The organism is Streptomyces sp. NPDC016677 (genome assembly GCF_055562815.1).
In genome coordinates this window covers 156756-176348 of sequence record NZ_JBVHEO010000009.1, presented here as the reverse complement: position 1 = coordinate 176348, position 19593 = coordinate 156756, and the positions used below count along the sequence as shown (strand labels likewise).

The following is a 19593-nucleotide window of genomic DNA, read 5'->3' as shown; positions in this document are numbered from 1 at the left end:
GTGGCCGAACCCGTCCTCGTCACCGACCCCGACGACCCCCGCCTGCACGACTACACCGACCTGACCGACGTCGCCCTGCGCCGCCGCCGCGAACCCGCAGAGGGCCTGTTCATCGCCGAGGGCGAGAAGGTCATCCGGCGGGCCGCCGACGCCGGATACCAGATGCGGTCCATGCTCCTGTCGGAGAAGTGGGTCGACGTCATGCGCGACGTCATCGAGGAGACCACCGCCCCGGTCCACGTGGTCTCCCCGGCCGTCGCCGAACAGGTCACCGGCTACCACGTGCACCGCGGCGCCCTCGCCTCGATGGCCCGCAGACCCCTGCCCGCCCTCGCCGACCTGCTGCCCGGCGCCCGCCGCGTCGCCGTCTTCGAGGACATCGTCGACCACGCCAACGTGGGCGCCGCCTTCCGCAACGCCGCCGCCCTCGGCGTCGACGCGGTCCTGCTCACCCCACGCTGCGCCGACCCGCTGTACCGCAGGTCCGTCAAGGTCTCGATGGGCAACGTCTTCCAGGTTCCGTGGACCCGTCTGGACGCCTGGCCGCACGACATCGAGGCCCTGCGCTCCGCCGGGTTCACCGTCGCCGCGTTCTGCCTGAGCGACCGCGCCATCACCCTCGACGACCTCGCCGCCCGCGACCACGACCGGCTCGCCCTGCTCTTCGGCACCGAGGGCGACGGCCTCACCCCAGGGGCCCTGGCCGCCGCCGACGAGCACGTCCGCATCCCGATGGACGCCGGCGTCGACTCCCTCAACGTGGCCGCCGCCTCCGCCGTGGCCTTCTACGCCACCCGACCACGCCCCGCCTGATCGGGTTACGGCACCGGGCCGCGTTCCGCCTGATCCGGTTGCGTCACCCGCCGACCGTGCCCGCCAGAGTCGGCTACGCCACCGGGTCACGCCCGGCCTGACCCGGTACGTCCGTCCGTACCTGCTGCGCCCGTACGCCGCCGCCGTGCCGGTCGTCGCCGAGTCCGCGCGACGGCCCCTGGCAGCCCTGCGCCGCCGCGATGGCCAGCGCCACCAGCAGCGTCACCACGACGAAGACGAACAGCCGCTGGCGCAGCAGCCGGGGGTTGGCGGGCCGCAGCCCGGTTCCCGTGGTGCGCGGGCCGCTCCGGCCGGCCCCGCTCCGCGGCGCGGGACGGCCTCCGTCACCGCCGCCGGGCCGGGTGTTGCGGGAGGCCGGCGTGGGCCGCGCCCCCGACCGGGAACCCGTACCGCCGCCCGACCGGGAACCCGTACCGCCACCCGGCCGGGGAGCCGGCGTACCGCCCCGCGCCGGTGGGCCCCCGCGCGACGGGCTGCCGTCCCGGGCGGAACCGCCGCGTGACGGCGTCACCCCCCGCGTCGCCCCGGACCCACGGGTCCCGCCGGACCCACGCGTACCGCCGGACCCCCGGGACCCGGCCGTGTTCCGCGTCCCGCCCGTGCCCCGGGGCGCGGGGGTGCCCGAGGGGCCGGGCCCCTGCGGACGCCGCCGCTCACGCTCCGGGTAGGTGTCGGCGAGCCGCCCCGTGGGCCGGTCCGCCTCTCCCGCACGCGGAGCGGGCGGCCGTACGTCCGCCAGGCCCTGGGCCTCGCGGGCGGCGATCTCCTTGAGCCGCAACGACAGTTGCAGGGTGCTGGGCCGCTCCTCGGGGTCCTTCGCCAGACACGCCCGCACCAGCGGGGCCAGCGCGTCCGGCACGCCGTGCAGCTGCGCCTCCTCGTGCACCACCCGGTACAGCATCACTTCCGAACTGCCGTGCCCGAAAGGCGAGTCGCCCATCGAGGCGTACGCGAGGGTCGCGCCGAGCGAGAACACGTCCGTCGCCGGGGTGACCGCCGCGCCGCGCACCTGCTCGGGGGCGAGGAACCCGGGGGAGCCGACCGCCGTGCCGACGTGGGTGAGCGTGGAGGCACCCGTCGCCCAGGCGATGCCGAAGTCGATGATCCGGGGGCCCTTGGGGGAGAGCAGGATGTTGGAGGGCTTCAGATCCCGGTGCACGACCCCCGCCTCGTGCACCGCGACCAGCCCTTCGGAGAGCGCGGCCCCCACGGCGGCGACGTCGGCCGCGCCGAGCGGCCCCTCGTCGGCGACCTTGTCGTGCAGCGACGGGCCGGGCACGTACTGCGTGGCGAACCACGGCCGGTCCGCGTCCAGGTCGGCGGCGACCAGTCGCGCGGTGCACCCGCCCCTGATCCGCCGGGCCGCCGAGACCTCACGGGCGAACCGCGAACGGAACTCCTGGTCCTCCGCCAGGTCCGGCCGGATGACCTTCAGCGCGACCCGCTGTCCCTTCTTGTCGGAGCCCAGGTAGACCACGCCCATTCCACCCGCGCCGAGCCGCCTGTGAAGCCTGAACGAGCCGACGACGCGCGGGTCCTCGCGCCTCAGGCGCATCATCGCCATGTTCATCCCCGCTGCCCGGTCCCTGTGACGAGCCACAGCTTACGTTTCCACGGCCGCCCGCGCGCAGAGGCCGCGCCCTCCGGGGCCGATCGATTGTCAGTGCCGGGTGGGAGAATCGAAGGGTGGTCAGGAAAGGGGCGAACTGGCCGGATTCGGTGCCGGCCGGGGTCTCAACGGACCGCAGGGGAAGGGGGATTGACTCCATGAAAGGTGATCGTGTGGAGATAGTCGTGGACGCGGGCGACACGACACGGACGTACGAGGTGGTGGCGAGCCGGGCGGGGCGCCGGGTGGAGACGGCGGTGCGCCGAGGGGTGGTGGAGGTGAGCGAAGTCACGCGCAACGGCTCGGTGGTGCGGACCGCACGGTTCATGGCCAACCGGGTGCTGGCCCTGGTCGAACAGCCGGTGCCCCGGGAGGACAGCTCGGAGAAAGCGGGACAGACCGGGTGAGGGGCCGTGTGCTCCCTGGGGGATGACCCCGAGACCCCGGCCGTCGTCTCCACCCACAGGAGTACGGCCCAGGTGGGGGCTCATCCTCCGGGAGGCCCGGCAATCGGTACGAGGGCATGACGCCCGCCGGGGGCCGGACGCCTAGATTTGAGGTCAAGCGGCGGGTGCAGCACTCGTCCCCCGAGGTCAGACGCCCGCCGCTGCCAGGCAACAACGGAACAGGTCAGGAGAGGGACCATGGCCCAGACGGCACCGCGGACGCTGGTCCGCACGCGGGAGCGCGGGGCGTACGCCGCCCCGTTCCGCACTCGTCGCCAGGGCCGTCGCCACCCACTGGTGGCAACGCTCATGGCCCTTCCCCTGGCGGCCCTGCTCCTCCTCGTCTTCGACGGGTGGGAGACGGTGGCCACACAGGCGTCGTCCGTGGGTGTGATGCTGGGGCGCTGAGCGGCGACCCCAGGCCCGGAAGAGCGGTCCGGGCGGGGACATCCATCCATGAAACCCCGTGGGGACGGGGGTGCGGCGGACGGCACAAATGCCGGCGCAGCTGGGGAGCTGCGCCGGCATTGCCCTGCCCGCAAGCCTCGATCAGGACCGCAACAGGCCCCGGAACGGCACCGGCACAGCGCACCGTCGGCCCCCCGGCACTTCGCGGCGGGCGGCCCAGGCCGGAGCCGCCCCGCGCCGGACCCACCCCGTACGCTCGCTCCGTGACGACGGCCCCCCTGCTCCCCGCCCTGACCGCCCGCGTCAGAGCCACGGCCCACGCCCGCACCCCGGCCTGCCGCTCCTGCGGTGCCGCCACGCTGGCCGACCGGCCGGACGGGACCGTCGTCCGGCACGGGGACGTCGTCGCCAAAGCGCACGCCCCGGACACCGACCCCGGGGCGCTGGCCCACCGCCTCGCCCTCGCCGCCCGCCTCCCCGGCATCCTCCTGCCCCCGCTCGCCCCGGCACCCGCCGACCTGTACGGACGGCTGGTGACCTGCTGGCCGTACGGCACCCCCGTGGACCCGGAGGACCCCGACGCCGCCCCCTGGGAGGCGGCCGGCGCGCTCCTCGCCCGCCTCCACCGGACCCCCGCCCCCGCCGCCCTGCCCCTGATGCGCGGTCCGGCCAGGACCGCCGCCGCCCTCGCCCGCCTGCGGGAGACCGCGCCCCACCACCCCGGCACCGCCCCCGTCCTGCGCGCCTGGACCGCGCTGCCCGCCTGGGCGCGCGGCGCGGCCCCGATGCCGGAGACCAGCACCCCGTGTCACGGCGACTTCCACCTCGGCCAGCTCGTCCGGCACCCCGCGCCCGACGGCCCGTGGCTGCTGATAGACGTCGACGACCTCGGCCGGGGCGTACCGTCCTGGGACCTGGCCCGCCCGGCCGCCTGGTACGCCTGCGGGATGCTGACGTCCGACGAGTGGACCCGCTTCCTGGCCGCCTACCGCGCCGCCGGCGGCCCGGCCGTCCCACCGGACGGCGACCCCTGGCCGGCCCTGGACGTCCCGGCCCGCGCCCTCACCGCCCAGACCGCGGCCCGTGCCCTGGCCAAGGCGGTCGCAGCGGGCCGGCCGCTGGACGACGTGGAGCGGGCCCTGATCGACGCCTGCGCGCGCATGGCCTCCGTTGCCGCGCGCGTCCCCGGGAGTTGAGGGACGGCCACGCCGAGTAGGGTGCAACCGACCGCAGCCGGACAGAGTCTGTCCTGGCGAAACACGAAGCAGGACCTACCGGCGAGGAGTTGAGCCGACCATGCAGTGTCCGAAGTGCCACGCACCGATGCACACGTACAACCGCAACGGCGTCCAGATCGAGCAGTGCAGCGGCTGCCGCGGGATCTTTCTCGACTACGGCGAGCTGGAGTCGCTGACCCGCCTGGAGGCCCAGTGGTCCCAGCCGGCCCCGCCGCCCCCGCCCGCCCCGCAGGCCTACCCCGCCGCCCCGGCCCCCGCCTGGGGCGCCCCGCACGGCGGCCACGGCCACCACCACGGCCACCACCGCAACAAGGGCTTCGGCCACATGCTGTTCTCCAGCTGACAGCTGGCAGACGGCAGACGACGAAACCCCCGGCCGTAGAGACGGCCGGGGGTTCCGGGTGGTGGACGATACTGGGATTGAACCAGTGACCTCTTCCGTGTCAGGGAAGCGCTCTCCCGCTGAGCTAATCGTCCGGGAGTACTGCGAGTACTGCGTGCGCGATACTGGGATTGAACCAGTGACCTCTTCCGTGTCAGGGAAGCGCTCTCCCGCTGAGCTAATCGCGCGGGGATCCTCGCGGATCAAGGTCCTTGCGGACCAGTGGACGATACTGGGATTGAACCAGTGACCTCTTCCGTGTCAGGGAAGCGCTCTCCCGCTGAGCTAATCGTCCTTGGAGGTGGAGACGGGATTTGAACCCGTGTAGACGGCTTTGCAGGCCGTTGCCTCGCCTCTCGGCCACTCCACCAGGAGTGTAGGGGATCTTGTGGAACCCCTGTTCCTGCGAGCGGACGACGAGGCTCGAACTCGCGACCTCAACCTTGGCAAGGTTGCGCTCTACCAACTGAGCTACGTCCGCCTGTCGTTTCGGTCCGCTTGCGCGTCCCGGCGACGTGATGAACTCTAGCGGATTCCGGAGCCAGTACAAAAACGCGTTTGCGCAGCGTGCTGCGCTGCCCCCGCTCGCTTGCCTGGTCAGGGTGGGCGGAAGGACACGTTCGGGTCACCTCGCGGTCACCCCGCCTAGACTCGGCCATGTGTCCGATCTTCCGCCCCTGGCCCGGTTCGGCGACCGGATTGCCACCGGTCTCCTCGACGTCACGGCCGATCCCGCCGCACTCGGGTCCAGCGGGTTCTGGGCCGTCTGCGCGGACTTCGAGGGCCGCCTGACCTGCGCCCGTTTCGCGGAGGTCCGCGAAGCGCCGGTGCCCGCGCCCCGGCCGGGACGGTGGCGCGGACCGGCCGCCGGCGACTGGGTGTCCTCGCTGGACCACGACGCGTACACGCGCGCCGTACGCCGCATCCGCGCGCACATCGCGGCCGGCGAGGTCTACCAGGCCAACCTCTGCCGTGTCCTGTCCGCGCCCGTCCCGCCCGACGCCGACGTGGACGCCCTCACCGCGCTGCTGGCCCGCGGCAACCCGGCGCCGTACGCGGGAACCCTCCGGCTTCCCGGGCACGGGGTGGAGGTGGCCACCGCCTCTCCCGAACTGTTCCTGCGCCGCGCGGGACGGACGGTGGAGTCGGGGCCGATCAAGGGCACCGGCCGCACCGAGGCGGACCTCCTGGACAAGGACCACGCCGAGAACGTGATGATCGTGGACCTGGTCCGCAACGACCTCGGGCGGGTCTGCGCGACCGGCAGCGTGACCGTGCCCGACCTGTGCGTGGTGGAGAAGCACCCGGGGCTGGTGCACCTCGTGTCGACCGTACGGGGCGAACTGCCGGCCGGCGCCGGCTGGCCGGAGCTGTTCGCCGCCACCTTCCCGCCCGGCTCGGTCACCGGCGCGCCCAAGGCGAGCGCCCTCAGCATCATCGAGGCGCTGGAGACCGTGCCCCGGGGCCCGTACTGCGGGGGCGTGGGCTGGGTCGACGCCGACCGGGGCACCGGCGAGCTGGCCGTCGGCATCCGCACCTTCTGGATCGACCGGGCCGAGGGCCTGCTGAAGTTCGGCACCGGAGCCGGGATCACCTGGGGCTCGGACCCGGAGCGGGAGTGGCGGGAGACCGAACTGAAGGCGTCCCGGCTGCTCGCGGTAGCGTCGGGGAGGTACGAAGCGATCGGGGAGGGGCCGGGAACATGAAGATCTGGCTGGACGGCGGGCTGCGGGACGCGGAGGCCGCCCGGGTCTCCGCCTTCGACCACGGACTGACCGTGGGCGACGGCGTCTTCGAGACCGTGAAAGCGGTGGACGGGCGGCCCTTCGCCCTGACCCGGCACCTGGACCGGCTGGCCCGCTCGGCGAGGGGCCTCGGCCTGCCGGAGCCCGACCTCGACGAGGTGCGCCGCGCCTGCGCCGCCGTACTGGAGGCCAACCCGGTGCCGCTGGGCCGGCTGCGGATCACCTGCACCGGAGGACACGGCCCGCTCGGCTCCGACCGCGGCGAGCACGGTCCCACCCTGCTGGTCGCCCTCGGCGCCACCGCCCGCCGCCCGGACTCCACAGCCGTGATCACCGTCCCGTGGACCCGCAACGAGCGCGGCGCGCTCACCGGCCTGAAGACCACCTCGTACGCCGAGAACGTCGTCGCTCTGGCCCGCGCCCGCGAACGGGGCGCCTCCGAGGCGCTGTTCGCCAACACGGTGGGGCGGCTGTGCGAGGGCACCGGGTCGAACGTCTTCGTCGTCCTCGACGGCGAGCTGCACACCCCGCCGGTCGCCTCGGGCTGTCTCGCGGGCATCACCCGCGCCCTGACCGTCGAGTGGACCGGCGCGGTCGAGACGGACCTGCCACTGGACGTCCTGGAACGCGCCGACGAGATCTTCCTGACCTCCACGCTGCGCGACGTCCAGGCCGTGCACCGGGTCGACGGCCGGGAACTGCCGGGCGCCCCCGGGCCGGTGACGGCCAAGGCCATGCGGATCTTCGCGGAACGGTCCGGCGCCGACCTCGACCCCTGACCGGCACGGACCGACCGTCAATCCGGCTGCACCCGGGCGGTGGCGCGGGGTAGAACACCCCTGATGACCACCACCCTGCGGCCGACCGAGCCGCTTCAGCGCGCCGCCGACGGAACGCGTTCCCGCCACTACCAGGTGTGCGTGAACAGCCGTCCCGTCGGCGCGGTCCACCTCGGCACCTCTCCCGCCTTCGGCGACGCGGTCGCCGTCATCCACGACCTGCGCGTCGACGAGGCCGACCGCCGGCGCGGCCGGGCCACGGTGGCCGCGCTCGCGGCGGAGGAGGTGGCGCGCGGCTGGGGCTGCGGACAGCTCACCGTCACCGTCCCCGCCGACGCCGGGGCGGCCCTGCGGCTCGTCGAGTCGCTCGGTTACCTGCCGCGCAGCCGCGGCATGGAGAAGCGGCTCGGCGACACCCCGCCCGCCCTGCCGGCGGACAGCCGTCCGCGGCCGATGACCCGGGCGGAGTTCGACGCCTGGCGGGCCCACGAGTCCGAGCAGTACGCGCGTACCTGGATCGAGCGGGGCATACCCGAGGACGTGGCGTACGCCAGGTCCCGGCGCGACCACGAGACGCTGCTGCCGCGGGGGCCCGAGACCGAGGACATGCTCTTCAGCGTGCTGGAACACGAGGGCGAGCGGGTCGGCACGCTGTGGCTGGCGCTGCACCCCGAGTCCGCGTACGTCTACGACGTCGAGGCCGACGCCGCCCACCGGGGCCGGGGGCACGGCCGGTCGCTGCTGCTCCTCGCGGAGGCGCAGACGATCACCACCGGACGCCGGCTGCTCGGCCTCAACGTGTTCGCCGGCAACACCCCGGCCGAACGGCTGTACGAGTCGCTCGGCTACGAGACGACCCGGTACTCCTTCTACAAGCCGCTGCTGTAGGCACGGGCGAGGGGGCCGGCGTCAGCCCCGGTCCCCGCCCAGCAGCCGGTCCGCGATCTCCTCGACGCGGGCGCGCAGCCCTTCCTGGCTCTTGCCGCCGTCGAGCCGCTCGCCGTCGATGACGTACGTCGGGGTCCCGGTCACGCCGATCGCCTTGCCCTCGGCCTGGTCGGCGTCGACGACCAGGATGTGCCGGCCGTCGATCAGGGCCGTGTCGAACTCCTCGGCGTCCAGGCCGAGTTCCCGGGCCACGTCGACGAGGAGGCCCTCCCCCCGGCGGTCCAGCTCCGCCAGCCGGCCGAGCACCGCTTCGACGTACGCCCAGCCCTGCCCCTGCGCGGCGGCCTCCTCGGCGGCCTGCGCGGCGGCGAAGGCGTGCTTGTGCTTCTCCAGCGGGAAGTGCCGCAGCCGCAGCTCCAGGCGGTCCCCGTAGCGGGCGCGCAGGGCGCGCAGGTCGTCCAGGGAGGTCCGGCAGTCCGGGCACTGGAGTTCGCACCAGACGTCGAGGACGGGCGTGGCGGGGACGGCGGGGGTGGAGTCGCTCATGCGACCAGTGTCCCAGCCCCGCTCCCGGCCTCCCAAACCCGCCCGCGCCGGCGGGCACCGGGCTCTGGGACCTGAGCAGGAGACGCCCCCGAGGCGACCCGGAGATGTCCCTGATGTCGGGCCGGAGCATGGCCGCACCGGGTGGGGACGGTGCAGGATGGAAGGGACGAAAGTGCCTGCCCGACGGCGCCCGAGCCCTGGAGGACCGGATGATTGCCGAGACCGTCTGTTCCGCCGTGTCCGCGGCCGGCCTGGGCATCGCGGCGATCACCGCGTACCGCAGGCGCTTCCTGGCGGCGGTCCGCGTCGCCGCCTACTCGCTGATCCCCGTCGGCCTGGTGATGACCGGTGTCGTCGAGTGGCTCGCCGACACCGCCTTCAGCCCGATGGCCTGGGCGGGCTTCGCGGTGCTGGGCCTGGCGTGGCTGCTGTTCATGGTCACGCGCGCCGTGGAGCGCCGCCGCGGCGGCACCCGCCCCACCCGCAAGGAGCGCAAGGAGGCCGCCCGGGCGGCCGCCCGGCAGGACGCCGTGGCTCCGGGAGCCTCGGCGCCCTCACTGGGCGCCGGTTCCGCCCCGCGTCCGGCGCCGGCCCGCCCCGCGGGCAAGCCCCGCTCGGAGGACGACTTCAGCGACATCGAGGCCATCCTGAAGAAGCACGGCATCTGAAGACCGCCCGTCCGCCGTGGGGGACCACCGCCCCGCGCGCCGCTCGTCCCGCCGAAACGGCCCCGTTTCACTGAAACGACACAGTGAGCTGGTCAAACGTCCGGAAATGATCACAACTCGAACCGAAGATCATGTATTCCGGCGAACACAGGTGCCTTGCGGGCGTGTTGATCGCGTCGGGCTCCGAACTGCGCCATCATCGCCGCGAGATGCTGGACACGACACAGCTGGACACCACAGAGAGCGATACCGCCTCCCGGCCCCAAGAGCCACGCGGATGCCTCTTCGCCCTTTCCCAGCCACCGCTGATGATCTTCCTTGCGGTGATCGGGTTCCTGCTGCTCATGGCTTCGCTGCACGACCTGCTGTTGCTGTGAGCCGTACCCGCGTTCCCCGGCGCCACCCGCCGGGGGGCGCGTCGGGACTGTGTCCTGCCGGAGCCTGCGGGCCGCCCCGGGAATCCCGGGACCGCCCGGGAAGCCCCGGGCCGGCTCAGCCCGCCGCTTCCTTGCGCCGCGCCCGGTAGGCCGCCACGTGCAGCCGGTTGCCGCAGGTCCGGCTGTCGCAGTACCGCCGTGAGCGGTTGCGCGACAGGTCGACGAAGGCGCGCCGGCAGTCGGGCGCCTCGCAGCGCCGCAGCCGCTCCCGCTCCCCGGCGACCACGAAGAAGGCCAGGGCCATCCCGCAGTCGGCCGCCAGATGGTCGGCTACGGAGGCACCGGGGGCGAAGTAGTGGACGTGCCAGTCGTAGCCGTCGTGGTCGGTGAGCCGGGGGGTGGTGCCCGCGGCGGCGACCAGCTCGTTGATCAGGCCGGCGGTGGCGCGGGTGTCGGTGGCCGCGAAGGCGGAGGCGAACCGGCCGCGCACCTTGCGCACCGCCGAGAGATCGAACTCCGAGAGCACGCCGACATCGCTGATCTTGTGGTTCCGCACGAAATCCGTGAGGGCGGCGACGTCCGGCAGCCCGTCCGGCGACGACTCGTCCTCCGGTGCGGTGTTCACCAGATCCACCACGGTGTCGAGCGCGCACCGGGTGTCGTGGGTGATCAGCACGTTTCGCTCCCTGGCCTGGGGACGGGCGGGTGCCCGCGGATGCTGGCCGATGGTAGTGGCATCCGCGGCCGGCCGTACGGCCCCGATGCCGCCTCTCGTGCCCGCTCCGTGCCCGCCCGCTCCGCCGCCGCCCGTTCCGTGCACGTCTGTGCCGTGCCCGCCGTCTCGCGGGCCCGCCGTCTCTCGTGCCCGTACAACGGTGGCGGCCCGGCCGTGGTTCCCGGTGGGAGTACGCACACCGGCGCCGCCCCGCGGTGGTCCGCGGCGGCGACGCCGGTGTGTGTGCCGTGAACGGCTGTCCTGGCCCGGTCCGTCACCCCGAGTCGACGGCGCCGGGCGGTTCGGGGGTCTCGCCCTAGCTTTCCGCCAGGATGTGCGAGAGTTCCTGATCGAGGTCGAAGTGCCGGTGTTCCGTGCCGGGCGGCACGGCGGCGTCTGTGCGCTTCAGGAAGGACTCCAGAGCCCGCGCCGGGGCTTCGAGCAGGGCCTCGCCCTCCGGAGAGCTCAGGGCGATGCACACGACGCCCTGACCGTGACTGCGCGACGGCCAGACACGGACGTCGCCGGTGCCGGTGGGGCGGTGCAGCCCCTCGGCGAGGAGATCACGGGCGAACACCCACTCGACGGTCTCCTCGGCTCCGGTGTGGAAGGTGGCGTGCACGGCGTAGGGATCGGCCGTGTCGTACCGCAGGCCTGCGGGGACAGGCAGGGAGGACTCGCTCGACACAACGAGGCGCAGGTGCAGCTCGCAGCTGACCGTGGTGTTCATAAGCGCCAGGGCCTTTCGCTCAGTGTGCGCTCGGGGATTCGCACGTCGGCGAAATCGACATGCCACCTACGGTGCCGTTGTAAACCCCTCTGAGTGTTTTGCGTGCCTTTACGTACCCCTTCCGGCCGAGGAATCGCGGGCGGGCTGCGTCCATTCCGGTGACTCGTTTCGCTCCGGTAGGGTTTGGCCGTATGAACACGGGGCGTAGCGAGCCGGTCGAGGTGGCCGCGATGGCGGACGGGACGAAGGCGGAGAAGGCGGAGGACGAGCGGGGCCTCGGGTCGCGGGCACCCGAATTCGTCAGGGCGCGCCGCGTACTGCACATGAGCTGGCAGGTCGGGGTCTTCGTCGTCGGTCTCGCGGTCGTGGTGGCCGGCGTCATCATGCTGCCGCTGCCCGGACCCGGCTGGGTGGTGATCTTCGGGGGCATGGCGATCTGGGCCACCGAGTTCGTCTGGGCCCAGCTGGTGCTGCGCTGGACCAAACGGAAAGTGACCGAGGCGGCGCAGCGGGCGCTCGACCCCAGGGTGCGGCGGCGCAACATCATTCTCACGGTGATCGGCCTGCTGATCATCGGGGCGATCGCCGGCTTCTACCTGTGGAAGTTCGGCCTGGTGATGCCGTGGAAGATCGAGGACCAGTGAGCTGAGCCGAGCGGGCCCCGGGGGTGCCCCGGGACCCGCTCGCGAGCGGGTGGCTGGTCACGGGCACCCCCTGACATGCGGTAATGTTCTTTCCGCACCCGGGCGATTAGCTCAGTGGGAGAGCGCTTCGTTCACACCGAAGAGGTCACTGGTTCGAACCCAGTATCGCCCACCGGGATCATCAGGCGGCCCGGCTCACGATCGTGAGCCGGGCCGCCTCGTCGTTGCGGCGGCCACGCAACGGCTTGGCCGGCCTTCACCCAACCGTGACCTTGCCGCGTGGTCGGCCGGCCCGGTCCGGCGCTGTTCGGTCCGTCGACCGCGCGACGCGGACCTGGGTCTTCACGGCCGGCGCGCACCCGCACGGCGGTGGCCGCCGTGCGGTGGCCCGGCTTCTCCCGCACATCAATTCCTGTCCGAATCATTGACGCGCCCCTGGGCCCTCCGTACCTTGTGCCAGCAAGCGCTTACTTGAAACGATTCATGGGGCGAACGCAACGTCGCGGGGAGGCTCATATGCAGCAGGGCGGGAATGTCGAGGGGCGGGTCGGAAGGCGGACGGTCCTCAAGGCGACGGGGGCCTCGCTGGCCGTCGCGGGGCTGGCCGCGACGGCCACCGCGTGCGGTGGCGGCAGCGGCTCGGGGGACGGCACGGTGACGATCCGTTATGCCTGGTGGGGCGGCGAGCCGCGGGCCATCGCCATCAAGAAGACGATCGCCCTCTTCGAGAAGAAGTACCCGAAGATCAAGATCAAGCCGGAATTCACGGACTACGAGGCGTTCTGGGAGAAGTTCCAGACGCAGGCTTCCGGTGGAAATCCGCCGGACGTTTTCCAGAATTCCGTCACCTTCCTGCGCAAGTACGACAAGCGCGGTGTCCTGATGGACCTCAAGACGCAGGCCGACGCGGGAAATCTCGGCCTGGAGAACTTCCGCAACAATGTCCTGACCGTCGGTCAGGTCGACGACAAGCAGGTCGGCATACCCGTCGGCGCCAACACCATGGCCCTCGTCATCGACCTCAAGGCCTTCCAGAAGGCGGGCCTGGAGCCCGAGCTGGGCTGGACCTGGGACGAGTACTTCGACGCGCTCCAGACGATCCAGGACAAGCTGAAGATCGCCGGCGACACCGGCTACTTCACCATCATGTACCTCTACGACCTGTATCTGCGCCAGAACGGCAAGGCCTTCTACACCGACACCGGTCTCGGCTTCACCGAGGACGACCTGACGCAGTGGTGGGAGGACGGCTACAAGCGCGTACGGTCCGGGCTCGTCGCCGACCCGAAGAAGATCGAGCAGGTCAAGCCCAAGTCGGGCCTGTCGGCGGGGCTCGCCGCGGGCGAGTTCACCTGGGACAACTTCTCCATCCGCTACGAGGGCGAGGGCGAGTCGGACTACGGGCTCGCGCCGATCCCGACCACGAACGGCAAGGACACCGGGCAGTACCTCGGTTCGCTGATGCTCAGTGCCTTCAGCGGCACCGAGCACCCCGAGGAAGTCGCCCAGTTCATCGACTTCATGGTGCACGACCCCGAGGTCGGCAAGATCATGGGCTACGACCGCGGCATCCTGGCCACCAGCGAGCAGTACGAGGCGTTCACCCCCACCGACGACAACAACAAGGGCGTCAAGGCGTACGAGGAGGAGGTCGCCGCCGCCGGGCTGCTCGGGAAGATCACCCCGCACCCGTCCGGCTCCGACGTCATCGAGGCGGCGTTCCTGCGCATCGGCGGTGAGGTCGCCCAGGGCAAGGCCAAGCCGGCCGACGCCGCCAAGACGCTGTTCAACGAGGCCAAGGCCGCTTTCGCGGGCTGAGGGGACGTACGACCATGACGCTCGTCAAGGAAGCGCCCGCACCCCCGGCCGGGAAGCGGTCCGCCGTTCCCGCGGCCGGGCGGCGCGGGCGGCGCCGCGAGAACCTCGCCGGCTACCTCTTCATGTCGCCGTGGCTCGCCGGGTTCGTGCTGCTCACGGCGGGGCCGATGATCGCGTCGCTGTACTACGCGTTCACCAGCTACAACCTGTTCACGGCGCCGCAGTGGGTGGGGCTGGACAACTTCACCACGATGTTCCAGGACCCGCGCTGGCAGAAGTCGGTCGAGGTCACCCTGAAGTACGTCGTCGTGGCCACCCCGCTGAAACTGCTGCTGGCGCTCGGCGTCGCGATGCTGCTCGCCCAGAAGCGGCGCGGACAGGGACTGTACCGGGCCGCCTTCTACATGCCCTCGCTCATCGGCGCCAGCGTCTCCGTCGGCTTCGTGTGGCGGGCGCTGTTCTCGGACGACGCGATCGTGGACCGCGGCCAGAAGATCTTCGGCCTGGACGTCGGCGGCTGGATCGGCAACCCGGACTACGTCCTGTACGCCCTGGTGGCGCTGAGCATCTGGCAGTTCGGCGCGCCGATGGTCATCTTCCTGGCCGGCCTCAAGCAGGTCCCCCGGGAGCTGTACGAGGCGGCCGAGGTGGACGGGGCCGGGCCGCTGCGGCGGTTCTGGAACATCACGCTGCCGATGATCTCGCCGGTGCTGTTCTTCAACGTACTGCTGGAGTCCATCCACGCCTTCCAGGTGTTCGGCTCCGCCTACGTCGTCTCCGACACCCGGTGCGGACCGGCCGACGCCACCCTGGTCTACACCTGCTACCTCTACCAGAAGGGCTTCAAGGAGGCCCAGATGGGCTTCGCCTCCGCGATGGCCTGGACCCTGGTGGTCGCGGTGGCGCTGGTGACGGCGGTGCTGTTCTGGTCGCAGAAGAAGTGGGTGCACTACGAGGAGGCCGCCAAGTGACCACCGCCACCAGCCCCGCCGCGCGCACCGCGAACGACCGGCGGCGCACCGGGTCGATCGCCTGGCACGTGGGCGCGCTCGTCGTCCTCGCGGTCGTCCTGTATCCCGTGATCTGGGTCGTCGGCGCGGCGTTCAAGCCGAGCAAGGACATCATCGCCAGCCTCGACCTGCTGCCCACCGAGCCGGTCTGGGCCAACTTCTCCGGACTGGCCGACGGCATCTCCGGCATCTCCATCAGCAGCTTCTTCGTCAACTCGCTGACGTACGCGGTGCTCGCCGTGGTCGGTGTCGTACTCTCCAGCTCGCTGACGGCCTACGCCTTCACCAAGATCCGGTTCGCCGGGCGGAACCTGCTGTTCACCCTGATGATCGGCACGCTGCTGCTGCCGTACCACGTGCTGCTCATCCCGCAGTACGTGATGTTCCGCAAGCTCGAACTCGTCGACACCCTCGTGCCGCTGGTGGCCGGCAAGTTCCTGGCCGTGGAGGCGTTCTTCGTCTTCCTCATGGTGCAGTTCATGCGCGGGCTGCCGCGCGAGCTGGACGAGGCCGCCAAGCTCGACGGCTGCGGGCACCTGAGGACCTACTGGTCCATCGTGCTGCCGCTGTGCCGTCCCGCCCTCATCACCAGCGCCATCTTCACCTTCATCAACGCCTGGAACGACTTCATGGGGCCGTTGATCTACCTCAACACCCCTTCCAAGTACACCGTCTCGCTCGGCCTGATGATGTTCCGCGACCAGGAGGGCATCTCCAACTACGGCAGCATGATCGCGATGTCGCTGGTCGCGCTGGTCCCGGTCGTCGCCTTCTTCATGGCCTTCCAGCGCTATCTCATCGACGGCATGGCGACCTCCGGACTGAAGTGAGGCGGCCGGTATGGCTGGGACACCTGTGAAGGCGCGCAAGGAGCCGGTGTTCGGCGGCGAACGCTTCGCCGTCTTCGCCGAGTGCATGCTCACCGGGGTGTGGATCGCCGTGGCCTGTCTCGGCGTCGTCACCTACCCCGCGGCCTTCGCCGCCGGCGCCCGGCACCTGCGCCGCCGGACCGCCCACGAGGGCGGTGGCCGACGGGAGTTCACCGCCGACTTCCGGGCGGCCGTGCGCCGCGGATGGGCCGTGGGGCTCGCCGGGTGGGTCGCGGCGGGCGCGGTCTGGGTGGATGTCCAGGCCGCGCGGGCCGGGCTGCCCGGCGGCCCGTTCGCCGGGGCGGTCGGTCTGACGGCGCTGCTCGCCCTGGTGGTGACGGGACTGCGCGCGGCGGCGGTGTGGACGCCCGGCGCCTCCTGGCGCGCGCTGCTCGCCGCCGCCGGGCGCCGGACCCTGCGCGACCCCGCCGGCTCCCTGCTGATCGTCTGCGGACTGGCGGTCGTCGCCGGTTCCGCGCTGCTCGTCGCGCCGCTGGCGGTCCCGGTCCTCGGGGCCGTCGCGGCGGCGGCCGTCGCCGTGGAGCGGCGGTACGGCCGCGGCTGAACCTCCCCCTGGGGAGCGGCGCCCCGCGCGCCGTGCCTCTCTCTGTCATGCCCTTGACATATCCCTGCACCCGCAAGGAAGGAAAAGCTGATCCCTGATGGCTTCCATCCCCCGCAGATCCCTCCTCAAGGCCGCCGCCGTCGCCGGAGCCGCCGCCCAGTTCAGCTGGGCCCTGGGCACCCGCGAGGCCCAGGCCGCGCCCGCCGCCGGCACCGCCGACGACGCCCCCGTCACCCTCGACTGGCTGGAGGACGGCGGCCTGGGCGCCGCCCCCGGCTCCACCGTCGGCGTCCCCTGGCCCAAGGGCACCCACCAGCCGGACCAGACCTTCGCCGTCACCGACGCCGACGGCAAGGCCGTACCCACCCAGTCCTGGCCGCTGGCGTACTGGCCGGACGGCTCCCTGAAGTGGACGGCGCACGCGGTCGGTTCGGGCTCCGGCAGGCTCACCCTCACCACCGGCACCCCGGCCGCCCCCGAGAGGAAGGTCACCGTCACCCGGCGCGGCGGGGGGATCGACATAGCGACCGGTGTCATCACCGCGCGGATCGGCACCGACGGCTCCACCCTCGTCAAGTCCGTCACCCGAGGCTCCACCGAGATCGCCAGGAACGGCCGCCTCGTCCTGCTGCGCCAGCCCGAGATCGAGGACGGCGACCAGGGCACGGTCAAGTACGAGCGCTTCGACGGCGCGATCTCACAGGTGGCGGTCGAGCAGGAGGGCCCGGTCCGTGCCGTCGTCCGGATCGACGGCAAGCACCGCAAGGGCGGCCGCAGCTGGCTCCCCTTCTCCCTGCGCCTCTACTTCTACGCGGGCGCCGACTCCTTCCGCATGGTGCACACCATCACCTTCGACGGCACCCAGGAGCCCGGAAAGGCCTCCGGCGACTTCATCCGGGGTCTCGGCGTCCGCTTCACCGTGCCGATGCGCGACGCCGCCTACGACCGGCACATCCGCATCGGCGGCGAGGGCACCGGCCTGCTGCGCGAAGCCGTCAAGGGCATCACCGGACTGCGCCGCGACCCGGGCGCCGCCGTCCAGGCCGCGCAGTACGCGGGGGAGAAGCTGCCCGACCCGGCCACCTGGGACCAGCGGGTCACCACCCGGCTCCCGTACATCCCCGAGTGGGGCGACTACACCCTCTCCCAGCTCTCCGCCGACGGCTTCACCCTGCGCAAGCGCACCAAGAAGGGCCACGGCTGGATCGGCGCCGGCGGCGGACGGCGCGCCTCCGGCTTCGGTTACGTCGGCGGTGTGAGCGGCGGGCTCTCCTTCGGCCTGCGCGACTTCTGGGAGAAGTACCCCGCCCAGCTCGACATCCGCGACGCGCAGACCGACGAGGCCGAGGTCACCCTCTGGCTCTGGTCACCCGAGGCCCAGCCCATGGACCTGCGCTTCTACCACGACGGCCTGGGCCAGGACACCTACGCCGAGCAACTGGAGGGCCTCAACATCACCTACGAGGACTACGAGCCGGAGTTCGGCACCCCCTACGGCATCGCCCGCACCTCGGAACTCCTCTTCTGGGCCAACGCCGCCACCCCCACCCCCGAGACGCTCGCCGAGCAGGTCGAGGCCGTCCGCGTCCTGCCGCAGCTCGCCGCCCCGCCGGCCCAGCTCGTCAAGGCGGGCGTCTTCGGCAAGGGCCTGTACGCCGAGCCCGACCGCTCCACCCCGGCCAAGGCCAGGATCGAGGACCACCTCGACTTCCTCTTCACCTACTACAAGGACCAGGTGGAGCAGCGCCGCTGGTACGGCTTCTGGGACTACGGCGACATCATGCACACCTACGACACCGTCCGGCACCAGTGGCGGTACGACGTCGGCGGCTACGCCTGGGACAACTCCGAACTCTCGCCCGACCTGTGGCTCTGGTACGCGTACCTGCGCAGCGGCCGGGCCGACATCTTCCGCTTCGCCGAGGCGATGACCCGGCACACCGGCGAGGTCGACGTCTACCACCTGGGCCAGTGGGCGGGCCTGGGCACCCGGCACGGCGTCCAGCACTACGCCGACAGCGCCAAGCAGCAGCGCATCGCCAACACCACCTACCGCCGCTTCTACTACTTCCTCACCGCCGACGAACGCGTCGGCGACCTCATGCACGCCAACGTCGACTCCGACGAGACCTTCCTCGTCCTCGACCCCACCCGCAAGATCCGCACCGAGCCCTACACCCCCGACCGGCACGCCCTGTCGATCGGCTTCGGCACCGACTGGAGCGGCCTGGTGTCGGCCTGGCTCACCGAGTGGGAACGCAAGGGCCCCAAGTGGGAGAAGGCCAAGGCCCGGGTGCTGTCCACCATGAAGGGCATCGCCGCCCAGCCCAACGGCTTCGTCCAGGGCAGCGGCCTGTACGACCTCGACACCGGCGAGTTCGCCGTGGCCGAGCAGCCGGTGGTCGGCGTCTCGCACCTGTCCGCGGTCTTCGGCCTCAACGAACTGTGCGCCGAGCTGATCGACCTGGTCGACATCCCGGACTTCAACGAGGCGTACTACGACTACTGCCGCTACTTCAACGCCTCCAAGACCGAACAGGCGGCGCGCTACGGCAGCAACTTCGGCTCCCTGATCCTCTTCCAGGGCCACTCCCGCCTCGACGCCTTCGTCGCCGTACGGACCGGCGACGAGAAGCTCGCCACGCGCGCGTGGGAGAAGTTCTACAACTCCGACGGCTACAAGGAATCGTCCCCCTGGACGACGGAGAAGATCAGCGGCCCGATGGCGCTGGTGCCCGGCAGCGAGGCGGCCTGGGTCTCCACCAACGACACCGCCCTCTACGGCCTCGCCGCCATCGAGAACCTCGCCCTGCTGGGCGACCGGATGCCGTAACCCGCTCCCGCCCGGGCAGGCTGCGGACGTGGACTGGAACCATTACCGCTTCCGCAGCCTGTGGACGCTGCCCGCGCCCGCGCCGGCCGTGTACCGCGCCCTGGAGCGGATCGAGGACTATCCCCGCTGGTGGCCGCAGGTCCGCGAGGTCACCCGCCTCGACGGCACCAGCGGCACCCTCCGCGCCCGCTCGCTCCTCCCGTACGACCTCACCCAGGTCCTGCGGGAGGGGCGGCGCGATCCGGAGGCCGGCGTACTGGAGGTCTCGCTCCGCGGCGACATCGAGGGCTGGGCGCGCTGGACGGTCACCCCCGAGGGGACCGGCACCCTCGTCCGCTACGACCAGGAGGTCGACGTCCGCAAGCCGCTGCTGCGCCGGCTCGCCGTCCCCGGGAGGGCCCTCTTCCGCGCCAACCACGCGCTGATGATGCGGGCCGGGCGGCGCGGACTGGCCGCCCACCTGGCAGCGGTTTGAAGGAAGCGTGCCGG

Annotated in this window: 21 protein-coding genes and 6 tRNA genes; 18 read left to right on the top strand and 9 right to left on the bottom strand. The window is 72.1% G+C overall.

Going from position 1 to position 19593, the window contains the following annotated elements; genetic code table 11:
- Positions 1-813: a TrmH family RNA methyltransferase gene (locus ACZ3IG_RS23975; RefSeq protein WP_467434558.1), complete on the top strand. Its 813-nt coding sequence runs from the start codon at positions 1-3 to the stop codon at positions 811-813.
- 73 nt (positions 814-886) lie between these two features.
- Here the strand turns inward: ACZ3IG_RS23975 and ACZ3IG_RS23970 are convergent, their stop codons facing one another.
- Positions 887-2404, bottom strand: coding sequence for a serine/threonine-protein kinase (locus ACZ3IG_RS23970; protein ID WP_467434664.1), 1518 nt, complete (start codon positions 2402-2404; stop codon positions 887-889).
- Between the two features lie 197 nt (positions 2405-2601).
- On the opposite strand from ACZ3IG_RS23970, the gene ACZ3IG_RS23965 reads away from it, so the two are divergent.
- The 4 genes from ACZ3IG_RS23965 (at position 2602) to ACZ3IG_RS23950 (ending at position 4878) form a co-directional block, all read left to right on the top strand.
- Positions 2602-2850: a hypothetical protein gene (locus ACZ3IG_RS23965; protein WP_215168669.1), complete on the top strand. Its 249-nt coding sequence runs from the start codon at positions 2602-2604 to the stop codon at positions 2848-2850.
- 237 nt (positions 2851-3087) lie between these two features.
- The gene (locus ACZ3IG_RS23960) at positions 3088-3297 is read left to right on the top strand and encodes a hypothetical protein (RefSeq protein ID WP_467434557.1); all 210 of its coding nucleotides are present in this window, start codon (positions 3088-3090) and stop codon (positions 3295-3297) included.
- Between the two features lie 263 nt (positions 3298-3560).
- Positions 3561-4493: a phosphotransferase family protein gene (locus ACZ3IG_RS23955; protein WP_467434556.1), complete on the top strand. Its 933-nt coding sequence runs from the start codon at positions 3561-3563 to the stop codon at positions 4491-4493.
- A 100-nt stretch (positions 4494-4593) separates the two neighbouring features.
- Entirely contained in the window at positions 4594-4878 is a 285-nt protein-coding gene (locus tag ACZ3IG_RS23950; RefSeq protein WP_215168666.1) for a TFIIB-type zinc ribbon-containing protein, read from the top strand.
- Positions 4879-4937: 59 nt separating this feature from the next.
- Here the strand turns inward: ACZ3IG_RS23950 and ACZ3IG_RS23945 are convergent.
- The 5 genes from ACZ3IG_RS23945 to ACZ3IG_RS23925 form a co-directional block, all read right to left on the bottom strand.
- Positions 4938-5012: transfer RNA gene (locus ACZ3IG_RS23945), tRNA-Val, on the bottom strand.
- Between the two features lie 21 nt (positions 5013-5033).
- Positions 5034-5105, bottom strand: a tRNA-Val gene (locus tag ACZ3IG_RS23940).
- A gap of 35 nt (positions 5106-5140) precedes the next feature.
- A tRNA-Val gene (locus tag ACZ3IG_RS23935) sits at positions 5141-5212 on the bottom strand.
- A 1-nt stretch (position 5213) separates the two neighbouring features.
- Positions 5214-5287 (bottom strand) — tRNA-Cys (locus ACZ3IG_RS23930).
- A gap of 38 nt (positions 5288-5325) precedes the next feature.
- Positions 5326-5398, bottom strand: a tRNA-Gly gene (locus ACZ3IG_RS23925).
- Positions 5399-5576: 178 nt separating this feature from the next.
- On the opposite strand from ACZ3IG_RS23925, the gene ACZ3IG_RS23920 reads away from it, so the two are divergent.
- The 3 genes from ACZ3IG_RS23920 to ACZ3IG_RS23910 all read left to right on the top strand — a co-directional run bounded on the left by ACZ3IG_RS23920 (position 5577) and on the right by ACZ3IG_RS23910 (position 8329).
- Positions 5577-6623 (top strand): chorismate-binding protein, encoded by a 1047-nt coding sequence (locus ACZ3IG_RS23920; protein WP_467434555.1) that lies wholly within the window; start codon positions 5577-5579, stop codon positions 6621-6623.
- On the top strand, positions 6620-7441 hold the full coding sequence (locus ACZ3IG_RS23915) for an aminotransferase class IV (RefSeq protein WP_467434554.1): 822 nt from the start codon (positions 6620-6622) through the stop codon (positions 7439-7441). The genes ACZ3IG_RS23920 and ACZ3IG_RS23915 overlap by 4 nt, the downstream gene beginning before the upstream one ends.
- A gap of 63 nt (positions 7442-7504) precedes the next feature.
- Positions 7505-8329 (top strand): GNAT family N-acetyltransferase, encoded by an 825-nt coding sequence (locus ACZ3IG_RS23910; RefSeq protein ID WP_467434553.1) that lies wholly within the window; start codon positions 7505-7507, stop codon positions 8327-8329.
- Positions 8330-8350: 21 nt separating this feature from the next.
- Here the strand turns inward: ACZ3IG_RS23910 and ACZ3IG_RS23905 are convergent, their stop codons facing one another.
- On the bottom strand, positions 8351-8875 hold the full coding sequence (locus tag ACZ3IG_RS23905; RefSeq protein ID WP_467434551.1) for a DsbA family protein: 525 nt from the start codon (positions 8873-8875) through the stop codon (positions 8351-8353).
- 209 nt (positions 8876-9084) lie between these two features.
- Between ACZ3IG_RS23905 and ACZ3IG_RS23900 the strand changes: the two genes are divergently transcribed.
- Both ACZ3IG_RS23900 and ACZ3IG_RS23895 read left to right on the top strand, forming a co-directional pair.
- Positions 9085-9543: a hypothetical protein gene (locus tag ACZ3IG_RS23900; RefSeq protein ID WP_467434550.1), complete on the top strand. Its 459-nt coding sequence runs from the start codon at positions 9085-9087 to the stop codon at positions 9541-9543.
- A gap of 164 nt (positions 9544-9707) precedes the next feature.
- Complete coding sequence (locus ACZ3IG_RS23895; protein WP_403541070.1) at positions 9708-9920, top strand: hypothetical protein; 213 nt, start codon at positions 9708-9710, stop codon at positions 9918-9920.
- Positions 9921-10035: 115 nt separating this feature from the next.
- On the opposite strand, the gene ACZ3IG_RS23890 is transcribed toward ACZ3IG_RS23895, so the two are convergent.
- On the bottom strand, positions 10036-10596 hold the full coding sequence (locus ACZ3IG_RS23890; protein WP_467434549.1) for a CGNR zinc finger domain-containing protein: 561 nt from the start codon (positions 10594-10596) through the stop codon (positions 10036-10038).
- Between the two features lie 355 nt (positions 10597-10951).
- Positions 10952-11365 (bottom strand): SsgA family sporulation/cell division regulator, encoded by a 414-nt coding sequence (locus tag ACZ3IG_RS23885; RefSeq protein ID WP_004002642.1) that lies wholly within the window; start codon positions 11363-11365, stop codon positions 10952-10954.
- A 191-nt stretch (positions 11366-11556) separates the two neighbouring features.
- On the opposite strand from ACZ3IG_RS23885, the gene ACZ3IG_RS23880 reads away from it, so the two are divergent.
- The 8 genes from ACZ3IG_RS23880 (at position 11557) to ACZ3IG_RS23845 (ending at position 19579) form a co-directional block, all read left to right on the top strand.
- Positions 11557-12009 (top strand): TIGR02611 family protein, encoded by a 453-nt coding sequence (locus ACZ3IG_RS23880; RefSeq protein ID WP_467434547.1) that lies wholly within the window; start codon positions 11557-11559, stop codon positions 12007-12009.
- A gap of 100 nt (positions 12010-12109) precedes the next feature.
- A tRNA-Val gene (locus ACZ3IG_RS23875) sits at positions 12110-12181 on the top strand.
- A gap of 344 nt (positions 12182-12525) precedes the next feature.
- Positions 12526-13827, top strand: a complete 1302-nt coding sequence (locus tag ACZ3IG_RS23870; RefSeq protein ID WP_467434546.1) for an ABC transporter substrate-binding protein — start codon at positions 12526-12528, stop codon at positions 13825-13827.
- Between the two features lie 14 nt (positions 13828-13841).
- Positions 13842-14798: a carbohydrate ABC transporter permease gene (locus ACZ3IG_RS23865; protein ID WP_467434545.1), complete on the top strand. Its 957-nt coding sequence runs from the start codon at positions 13842-13844 to the stop codon at positions 14796-14798.
- A complete protein-coding gene (locus ACZ3IG_RS23860; protein WP_467434544.1) occupies positions 14795-15667 on the top strand; it encodes a carbohydrate ABC transporter permease in 873 nt (290 codons plus the stop codon). The genes ACZ3IG_RS23865 and ACZ3IG_RS23860 overlap by 4 nt, the downstream gene beginning before the upstream one ends.
- Before the next feature lie 10 nt (positions 15668-15677).
- Positions 15678-16271 carry a hypothetical protein gene (locus ACZ3IG_RS23855; protein ID WP_467434542.1) on the top strand — a complete coding sequence of 198 codons (594 nt, stop codon included), beginning with the start codon at positions 15678-15680 and terminating at the stop codon, positions 16269-16271.
- 97 nt (positions 16272-16368) lie between these two features.
- The gene (locus tag ACZ3IG_RS23850) at positions 16369-19104 is read left to right on the top strand and encodes an exo-rhamnogalacturonan lyase family protein (protein ID WP_467434541.1); all 2736 of its coding nucleotides are present in this window, start codon (positions 16369-16371) and stop codon (positions 19102-19104) included.
- A 28-nt stretch (positions 19105-19132) separates the two neighbouring features.
- Entirely contained in the window at positions 19133-19579 is a 447-nt protein-coding gene (locus tag ACZ3IG_RS23845) for an SRPBCC family protein (protein WP_467434540.1), read from the top strand.
- Positions 19580-19593 lie beyond the last annotated feature (14 nt).